The following is an 8776-nucleotide window of genomic DNA, read 5'->3' as shown; positions in this document are numbered from 1 at the left end:
TGAGGTGGTCTAGCTAAGGCGGACAGAAGAAGGACGTATATTTCTTCTGTGATGACAGCTAAAAAGAGCGGAACGTCGCCCGATAAACGACGCAAATACGACGAGGCGTTCAAGGCTGAGGCCCTGCGCCTGGCCAGCGAGAGCCGCAGCACCCAGTCGGCGGCCCGTCAGTTAGGCATCAGCCCCAAGTTGCTCTACCGCTGGCAGCAGGCCCAGGTAGTAGCTGAGGTCGGCAGCGTGGAGGTCGCCCGCGACCCGGAGGTGCGCGCCCTGCGCGCTCGCTTGAAGCGGGCCGAGCAGGAGCTCGATATTTTAAAAAAAGCCTTGGTCATCTTTGGCCAGCCGACCCGGTGAGCACCTACCAGCACATCGCCCAGCGGGCCAGTCAGGTGCCGGTACGCTCCCTCTGCCAAGTGCTCGGCGTGGCCCCGGCCGCCTATTACGCGTGGCAGCGCCGCCAGCAGGTGCCGGCGGTCGAGCCGGCCTGGCAAGTGGCCGTGCGCGAGGCATTTGCCTACCACAGCCAGCGGTATGGCACCCGCCGGCTGCGCGTGGAAGTACAAGCCGACGGCCATCGGGTGGGGCGTTGGCGCATCCGACGCGTGCTCAAAGCGCACGGCCTGCGCGCGCAGCAGCCCCGTTCGTTTGTGCCCCGCACCACCGACTCGGACCCGGCCGTCCAAGCTGCTCCCAACCGCTTGCTCGGCCAGCCGGCCCCCACCGCCCCCAACCGGGTGTGGGTCGGCGACATTACCTACTTGCCCCGCCAGGGCGGAGGCTGGCTCTACCTGGCCGTGTGGCTGGACCGCTGCTCGCGCAAAGTCGTGGGCTGGGACGTGCGCGAAACCATGCCCGAAGACCTGGTCAGCGAGGCCCTGCGGCGGGCGCTGGCCGTGCGCCGGCCCCCGGCGGGCCTCATCGTGCATTCCGACCAGGGTAGTCAGTACCGGGCCACCCGGTTTAAGGACTTACTAGCGCGCCACGGCGCGCAGCAAAGCATGAGCCGGCGCGGCAACTGCTACGACAATGCGCACGCTGAATCGTTTTGGAGTCGCTTCAAAGCCGAACTACTCGACGGCGGCCGCTTCTCCGGGCTGGAAGAAGCCCGGCTCGAAATCAGCCACCACATCGCCTACTACAACGCCGAACGCCGCCACTCGGCTCTCGGGTACCTCGCCCCGAACCACTTCGAAACCCACCTTCAAACCACGTCCCAATTGTGTCCAGCTTAGCTAGACCACCTCAGGCAGTTGAAGTCGGCAGGTGCCAAAGCAGTAGCTTCTGGAGCCGTGATTGCGACGGATGAGGCACTGGTTGCTCCCAAATCAGTTGAGGCTTAACCGCCACTATCAGCAGTTATTAGAAGGCCAGCCCCTGTTTGACAGGGGCTGGCCTTTTGGTTTAAGTAGTTCGGTATAAGGCACGATTTGGACATCATAAACAGAATGGGAAGGGTACACACGAGCATGTATGTCCATTATGTTTGACAACTTTTGCGGCCTGCTTTGTTACTTGCCGCTCTCGTCATAAAAATTGACAGCTCCCTACAAACCCAAACGGACACTTTCGGCAAGAAGAAGACCTTAAACGTACCCCGTACAGCCACCCAAAACAAATCACAGCATTTGCGACTGCGAGAAGGAGCGCGACGGCTGCATGGCTTATAATGAACTACTATGCAACCAACTCAAAATCAAGGATGCTCTCATCAAGGCCAAGGATGAAACACTGGCCCTGCTGCGGGGCGGGCATAACCGTCCGAATTAGCATTAATTAACAGCAGCCATGACTTACAAATACCTAGACACCACTTGGAAAGGTCACTCCATACGGCTTGTAGTTGTTGATACTATAAGACCGTTTCAACAACTACAAGCCTTGTATGATTTTGGCGTTAGCCTTCAAGATGGCAATCCGGACAATATTGTTGCTGTTGAGGCCATTAAAGAGGATATGCGCTTTTACACACCGGGTCATCAGTCGATTGGCGAGGCCTTTCTTGATGCTGTTGATTTGAACCAGTTCCGAGGCCAGTGGAGGGAAGCCCATATCTAACAATCCCTCCGTTTGGGCCGCTGCCGGGTTAAGGTATCGGTTATCCTCATACGTCTTTTGTGTGTACTGTAGCATCCGCTGCTACCTTTGCCCCACTTGTTAGCTTCCAGCTAAGTCGCCTGCCTATCCAATTTCCCTTATGAAGCTCAGCATCGAAAACATTGGTCCTATCGGTTCCGCCCACCTTGACTTGACGGGGTTAACTGTAATCGGTGGCCTCAATGATTCGGGTAAGTCAACCGTTGGCAAAAGCTTGTTTGCTATTGTGAAAGCTATTCGCAATAGAGAAGACGAATTTGTGGCTGGCCAGCGGAATAAATTAACGGCTATAACGTCAGAGCTTATTTCTGAACTCAGGGGTGCTGCAGGGCCGGCCATTTCTCCGGCTGTATTCAACAATACAATCAGAAGGGTTCAAGATGTTCGCCGGTTCAGTGGCGAAGAAGGATTGTTAGCTTTCGATGCTGTTAGCGACGATATCAAGGCTACTACACTGGAGGAAATACTGCGCCGCATAATCCCCTTTCGCAGGAATAATCCTGGAGAACGTTTGCCCTTCGCTGAGGACACCGACCTGCAACGCATTGAGTATGCCGTAAGAGGTATTATAGAAAAACATTTTTCTAGAATCCGCTCCATTATCGCTGAAAAGCAAAATCCGAAAGAAACTTATTCGGCATCATTTAAAAACATAATGAATGCTATATTTCATCAAGAAATAAATAATAAGCGTCAAGAAGGTAAGGATGGCACTATAAAGCTATCCGAAAATGAACAAGATATCTTTTCGATTGCCTTTAGTGATAATATACTAAAGACGGAGGAAGTAAAAATTCAGGATGATGTCATTTCAGCCTTGTTTGAGGATGCTACCCTATTGGAGTCGCCCTTTGTTCTCAACTTTCAGGAGCACATGATATTAACTTCTCGTTCATCAAACGGAGATTATTCAAGTGCTTACCCAACTTATGATTTAGTTGAAAAACTAAATTATGCTTCAACAGAAGTTGAGCCTCATAATGCCCTAGAATTAGAAATCACTGAGAAAATCAGTAAAACTATTGGTGGGCAGGTCTATTTTGAAACGGAAAGTGACGGCTTTGTTTTCTCAACTACTGATGATAATATTAGCGTCAATATAGCTAATACGGCTTCAGGCGTTAAAACCCTTGGCATTTTACAAATGCTGGCTCGAGCTGGATTCTTGAATACAAGCAATCTGTTAATCATTGATGAGCCAGAAGTTCATCTTCATCCTGCATGGCAAATTCTTTATGCAGAAATCGTGGCTATCCTAGTAAAAAACAATGTTTACTGTGTTGTAAGTTCTCACAGTCCTTACTTCATTCAAGCGTTGGAGGCCTATTCTACTATTCACAAGATAGAAAAGCTGACTAAGTTTTATATCTCAGATAAAGACAAGGATAAGGGCATATACTTTAAAGATGTAACGGAAGACACTGAGCCGCTCTACAAGTTGCTAGCAGACCCGATGAAAGAAATTGCTTTCTTAAGAGCCAGAGCGCAAAATGCATAGTTTAGCTTCTATTTTGCAGACGCACTTAGGTGCCACGCTCCAACCGATTAACCAAATTCCTGATTGTGTCTGTGTTAACTCTACACATCCAGTTATTGATTTTGATGCTGTCAAAGAACAGCACAAAGTGTTATTCGGCCTGCCTAACTTCTTAAAATCAGCAGATTGTCTTCATCTTGACCCATCAAAGAAGCTAATTTGCTTCATGGAAGTTAAAAATGCTTCTGCACATATTGTACGTAATTGGCCTGAGATAATGCCTTTACCTGCTGATAAGCAAGGTTGTGTTGATGCTTTTGACGCTTGGTATTTTGAGTTGAAGAGCGAATTGCGAGCCAAGCTAGCGGACAGTATTCATATCATTCTCTCATCTATTGCAAAGTATAATACTGATACCATCGACTTGCAAGAGGTGCTAGATAGGAGCCAAGTGCAAATTAAATACTTTGCGATTTTCTGTTTAAACAGCACAGATTCTCTGACATACGGGCTTGCTTCCTTACAAAACACCAAGAAAAATGGCATTTGTCACGGACTCCTGGCTGGTAATCAAAGCGCTGCCTTTGTTTTCACAGAAGATAGATTAGCACAATACATTTCAGCTTTTCTTTAAGAAAAAGGCCCTGCCGATATCGACAGGGCCTTTTTGCTTTATTATTCAATTTCTGCTGGAGGCACCTCTTTTATCCACTCATGCGGAATTAAACCTCTCCCTCCTACCCAAGGGTTTTCTACCAATGCCTGCTGGTATTCAGGCGTATCTAGATTGGCGTGTTCAGTTACAATTATCTGCAGGTTCGGACTCAATTCCTTCACCCGGTCAAATAGATACTTGAACATCCGTTGCACGGCTCCCACGTCTCCTCCGAGATTGGTCATTTCCTGATTGGAGCCCTCAAGCATATTTCGGTATTCCTGCAACGAGGGGAAGTAGACCTGAGAAGGCTGGTCTAGGACAATGAAGCCAGGCACTGGCTTATTGTACCTAATGAAGAAGCGATGCAGCGCTACCAGCGCAATAAGATGGCAGCCCAGAGCATTTGAGCCACCGCCCATATTTTCCATCGTAATGCTGTTCCCAGGGCCTCGCACCGCCGCGACGGTCATGTTGTAAAGGTCAAGCTGGTGTGGTAAGCCCTGGTAACGCATTTTTAGCTCTGTGGCCCAACGCGTCATGGCCCCCGTCAGCAGCGTTAAGCTCGCATCAATGGCCTGTTTGACATCCTCGCTACCCATGTCCGCTTTGAGCGCCTCAATCTTCTTCTTACCGTTCGTAATACTGTCAGCAAGCCCCGTTTCGTCGGTTACCAATTCCAGACTTTTCAGATACTCCTCGATGCGACCTATCATGCGAGCAGCCCGCAATTCGAGGTCACGTAGGCGCCCACTGGCATCTTGTTCCTGCTGCAAGGCCTTCACCCGCTCCTCGGCCAGCCGCCGTGCTTCGCGCAGGTCCTCCAACTGATTTTCCAATTCCGTAATTTGCTGTTCCAGTTGGGGCCGCTCGCGGCGCACGCCGTTCTGGCCGTTCTGCATCCGCACGAGCGAAGCGGTCAGCATGGCCACCGTCGGAGGTGGTGTATCCATCGTTTGCGAGCAGAGCGGACATAGCTCTTCGTGCGTGTTTTCGTCCTTGGTGAATACCTCCACCGCGCGAAGCCGGTCAGCGTGCTGCTGCGTGGCCGACGAAAACGTCTCGGCCTCCCGGCGAAATTCCTTCATCTCGTCGATTTCGCGCAGTTTGTCGCGGAAGTCGCGGTTCAGTTCCTGGGCGCGGCGACGCTCCTCCTCCAGCGGACTGTTCGCGATGATGACGGTGTTGCTGTCAGTAGTGGGCACCTCGCCAATTAATATTCGCAACAGCGACAGCATCTCGTCATCGGGCACCTGGTTGGCTACCAGGCCAACCTGCTGGGCCTGTAGCAGCATCGTGCGCATGCTTTGGTTTTGCGTGGCCCGCCGTAGCTCAATCACCCGGTGCCGAGTCTCGTACTTCTGCAGCAACTGCTGATACGATTGCAGCTTCTTCTCTTTTTCCCAGCGCTCGTCCTGGTCGGCTCCCAGAAAGTAATACAGCGAGTCGCTCAGGTGCCGGCCTGCTTTGGCATCGTTCTGCCGCCAGAACAACATTTCCGGGTTAGAAACCAGGTTCTGCCCTTGGAACAGGAAGTATTTGGTGTGCTTGAGCGAAGCCTGGCCCGGGTCCTGGCCGGCCCTGGACGGGCTGAGTGCCTTATTCGGGGCGATGCCCAGCAAGTTTGATAGGCGCGCATCAATGCCGTCGTCGTTTGTGTTCAGCTTGATATCCTGTATCTCCGGCAGCTGCACCGACTCGCCATCCTTGATGTATCCCTCGCTCTGCGTCTTGCTGTTTCCTTTGGGTGGGGGCTTGGCAATGAATACCTGCATGTTGCCAATCTGCAGATGCACCGCGTACCAGGCCACTACCCCAATATTCACGCCCTCCGCCTTAAACATTTTAAACGAGGAACGCCCGGTGCAGTAGTCCAGAATATTAATAATGGACGATTTACCCGTCTCCGACTCGCCGGTAATAATGTTGACCTGACCAAGCTTGAACGGCAAAATGCGCTTTTCACCCTTGTAATTGTAGAGGACGATAGCCCGCACCTGCATCGTTGTTGGCAGGCTGCTGGAAGCTGGTACTTGGTTATCCATTTTAAGAAATGTTTACTTCAAATGCATTCAGTACCGAAGCAGGTGCCCCTGCATCGGCAAACCAACGCCCGATGAAATAGGCCCTCTTCACACAATCCGCCACATTCGACTTTGGGGTCACGTCAAAGTCCGCTAATTCGCGCTGCCCAGCCACTAGCATACCTTCCCCATCAAATTGCAGGGCACCATGCTGTAGGCCGAAAATTATTGCTTCTTTGGTAATAGGCACCAGATTTTGCACATGCTCTACAAAACCAATGCGCACGTGGTGATGCTTTTGCACCCACACATGCAGCTTTGTGGCGGTAGAGTAAGGCAACATCGCACGAATTCCATCGTGCAGCACAATGGGCAATACCGTAAACGCTAGCGGAAACTCCAGGCCCCGCAATGCCTTTTCACGGTATCCTATCACGGTCTGACGCAGCAGCAGTGCGCAAAGAGCTGGATTGGCCAGATTGGCTTCCATCGGTCGTTGATTCCAGGGCAGCATACCGAATCAGATTGAGCCAATTGTCTCTTTCACAATTGCATCCAGCTTCTCCAAGAATTTAGGATGCCAGTACACGGGTGGCACCTCATTATCGGCCATGATGTGGTAGCTACCGCGAGTTATGTAACCTGAATTTGACGGCATTCCTGTACGGATAGCAACGTTCTGGCTGTCCACCCATTCCAGTACGCGCTGGCCAAATTCTACGCATGCGGCATCATCATCGAAACGGCCCGCGAACTCTGGGTTGCGTTGCAGACGCAGCACAAACCGATGCCATTGCTCCTTCAAATCAGCTTCATACCGCTCCATCTCCTTCCCTATCAGCAGCTTCTCAGTTCCCCATTTCGTGCGCTCATGGAATGCACGATAATAGTCTTTGACAGCATAGCGCACTTCCTCAACCTGTAGCATTAGGAAGTCTAACTGCCGAACAAACCCCCGCCCTTCTTGAGACTTATAGTATAATTCATCGGGTTCGGCACGAGCGAACATTGTAGGTAATCTGTCCTCCTTGTACTGGTTTACAATATCATCGAGCTCTGTCTTCATGTCAATCCACTTGATGAGCCTTTGATTGACGGGTTTCTGGTCAGTCGGGTTTTGAGAATTTTGCCATAGCTGCTCTGCTGCAGTGGCATACCACCACCCTAACATGTGCCGATAGATATGCTCCAGCCGCTCTTTTGGCGCTACTATGCGAAGCCTATTCTTAATAGGCTCTTCTAGATTTTGGATAGTTGGCGCATTGTCCACTATCACAATTGTGAGGTGGTCTAGCTAAGGCGGACAGAAGAAGGACGTATATTTCTTCTGTGATGACAGCTAAAAAGAGCGGAACGTCGCCCGATAAACGACGCAAATACGACGAGGCGTTCAAGGCTGAGGCCCTGCGCCTGGCCAGCGAGAGCCGCAGCACCCAGTCGGCGGCCCGTCAGTTAGGCATCAGCCCCAAGTTGCTCTACCGCTGGCAGCAGGCCCAGGTAGTAGCTGAGGTCGGCAGCGTGGAGGTCGCCCGCGACCCGGAGGTGCGCGCCCTGCGCGCTCGCTTGAAGCGGGCCGAGCAGGAGCTCGATATTTTAAAAAAAGCCTTGGTCATCTTTGGCCAGCCGACCCGGTGAGCACCTACCAGCACATCGCCCAGCGGGCCAGTCAGGTGCCGGTACGCTCCCTCTGCCAAGTGCTCGGCGTGGCCCCGGCCGCCTATTACGCGTGGCAGCGCCGCCAGCAGGTGCCGGCGGTCGAGCCGGCCTGGCAAGTGGCCGTGCGCGAGGCATTTGCCTACCACAGCCAGCGGTATGGCACCCGCCGGCTGCGCGTGGAAGTACAAGCCGACGGCCATCGGGTGGGGCGTTGGCGCATCCGACGCGTGCTCAAAGCGCACGGCCTGCGCGCGCAGCAGCCCCGTTCGTTTGTGCCCCGCACCACCGACTCGGACCCGGCCGTCCAAGCTGCTCCCAACCGCTTGCTCGGCCAGCCGGCCCCCACCGCCCCCAACCGGGTGTGGGTCGGCGACATTACCTACTTGCCCCGCCAGGGCGGAGGCTGGCTCTACCTGGCCGTGTGGCTGGACCGCTGCTCGCGCAAAGTCGTGGGCTGGGACGTGCGCGAAACCATGCCCGAAGACCTGGTCAGCGAGGCCCTGCGGCGGGCGCTGGCCGTGCGCCGGCCCCCGGCGGGCCTCATCGTGCATTCCGACCAGGGTAGTCAGTACCGGGCCACCCGGTTTAAGGACTTACTAGCGCGCCACGGCGCGCAGCAAAGCATGAGCCGGCGCGGCAACTGCTACGACAATGCGCACGCTGAATCGTTTTGGAGTCGCTTCAAAGCCGAACTACTCGACGGCGGCCGCTTCTCCGGGCTGGAAGAAGCCCGGCTCGAAATCAGCCACCACATCGCCTACTACAACGCCGAACGCCGCCACTCGGCTCTCGGGTACCTCGCCCCGAACCACTTCGAAACCCACCTTCAAACCACGTCCCAATTGTGTCCAGCTTAGCTAGACCACCTCA

At 53.3% G+C, this 8776-nt stretch carries 10 protein-coding genes; 7 read left to right on the top strand and 3 right to left on the bottom strand.

The genetic code is table 11. The features are described 5' to 3' along the window. Positions 1 to 51: 51 nt before the first annotated feature. The 5 genes from GM79_RS04450 (at position 52) to GM79_RS04430 (ending at position 4205) form a co-directional block, all read left to right on the top strand. Entirely contained in the window at positions 52 to 354 is a 303-nt protein-coding gene (locus GM79_RS04450) for a transposase (RefSeq protein ID WP_035559892.1), read from the top strand. Continuing rightward, positions 351 to 1232, top strand: coding sequence for an IS3 family transposase (locus GM79_RS04445; protein WP_051718507.1), 882 nt, complete (start codon positions 351 to 353; stop codon positions 1230 to 1232). Before GM79_RS04450 ends, GM79_RS04445 begins: the two co-directional genes overlap by 4 nt. Before the next feature lie 553 nt (positions 1233 to 1785). Further along, positions 1786 to 2055, top strand: coding sequence for a hypothetical protein (locus GM79_RS24630; protein ID WP_152559827.1), 270 nt, complete (start codon positions 1786 to 1788; stop codon positions 2053 to 2055). A 139-nt stretch (positions 2056 to 2194) separates the two neighbouring features. After that, positions 2195 to 3592 carry an AAA family ATPase gene (locus tag GM79_RS04435; RefSeq protein ID WP_035559907.1) on the top strand — a complete coding sequence of 466 codons (1398 nt, stop codon included), beginning with the start codon at positions 2195 to 2197 and terminating at the stop codon, positions 3590 to 3592. 13 nt (positions 3593 to 3605) lie between these two features. Continuing rightward, positions 3606 to 4205 (top strand): hypothetical protein, encoded by a 600-nt coding sequence (locus tag GM79_RS04430; RefSeq protein WP_152559826.1) that lies wholly within the window; start codon positions 3606 to 3608, stop codon positions 4203 to 4205. Between the two features lie 41 nt (positions 4206 to 4246). On the opposite strand, the gene GM79_RS04425 is transcribed toward GM79_RS04430, so the two are convergent. The 3 genes from GM79_RS04425 to GM79_RS04415 are packed head-to-tail and all read right to left on the bottom strand — an operon-like array spanning position 4247 to position 7526. Then, positions 4247 to 6271, bottom strand: a complete 2025-nt coding sequence (locus tag GM79_RS04425) for a DUF3732 domain-containing protein (RefSeq protein ID WP_081867550.1) — start codon at positions 6269 to 6271, stop codon at positions 4247 to 4249. Between the two features lies 1 nt (position 6272). Continuing rightward, positions 6273 to 6764 (bottom strand): three component ABC system middle component, encoded by a 492-nt coding sequence (locus tag GM79_RS04420; RefSeq protein ID WP_152559825.1) that lies wholly within the window; start codon positions 6762 to 6764, stop codon positions 6273 to 6275. A 6-nt stretch (positions 6765 to 6770) separates the two neighbouring features. After that, positions 6771 to 7526, bottom strand: a complete 756-nt coding sequence (locus GM79_RS04415; protein WP_035559896.1) for an ABC-three component system protein — start codon at positions 7524 to 7526, stop codon at positions 6771 to 6773. A gap of 56 nt (positions 7527 to 7582) precedes the next feature. Here GM79_RS04415 and GM79_RS04410 point away from each other — a divergent pair, with 56 nt between their 5' ends. Beyond that, positions 7583 to 7885, top strand: coding sequence for a transposase (locus GM79_RS04410; protein ID WP_035559892.1), 303 nt, complete (start codon positions 7583 to 7585; stop codon positions 7883 to 7885). Next, positions 7882 to 8763 carry an IS3 family transposase gene (locus GM79_RS04405; protein WP_051718507.1) on the top strand — a complete coding sequence of 294 codons (882 nt, stop codon included), beginning with the start codon at positions 7882 to 7884 and terminating at the stop codon, positions 8761 to 8763. The genes GM79_RS04410 and GM79_RS04405 overlap by 4 nt, the downstream gene beginning before the upstream one ends. Positions 8764 to 8776: the final 13 nt, after the last annotated feature.

The organism is Hymenobacter sp. IS2118, from assembly GCF_000715495.1.
Classification (GTDB): Bacteria; Bacteroidota; Bacteroidia; order Cytophagales; family Hymenobacteraceae; genus Hymenobacter.
This window is presented reverse-complemented; position numbering and strand designations above follow the sequence as displayed.

What these genes read in the sequence shown, in the direction of transcription:
- GM79_RS04425 (WP_081867550.1), bottom strand. Translation starts at nt 6,271, where the DNA reads ATGGATAACCAAGTACCAGCTTCCAGCAGCCTGCCAACAACGATGCAG.
- GM79_RS04450 (WP_035559892.1), top strand. Translation starts at nt 52, where the DNA reads ATGACAGCTAAAAAGAGCGGAACGTCGCCCGATAAACGACGCAAATAC.
- GM79_RS04410 (WP_035559892.1), top strand. Translation starts at nt 7,583, where the DNA reads ATGACAGCTAAAAAGAGCGGAACGTCGCCCGATAAACGACGCAAATAC.
- GM79_RS04435 (WP_035559907.1), top strand. Translation starts at nt 2,195, where the DNA reads ATGAAGCTCAGCATCGAAAACATTGGTCCTATCGGTTCCGCCCACCTT.
- GM79_RS04420 (WP_152559825.1), bottom strand. Translation starts at nt 6,764, where the DNA reads ATGCTGCCCTGGAATCAACGACCGATGGAAGCCAATCTGGCCAATCCA.
- GM79_RS24630 (WP_152559827.1), top strand. Translation starts at nt 1,786, where the DNA reads ATGACTTACAAATACCTAGACACCACTTGGAAAGGTCACTCCATACGG.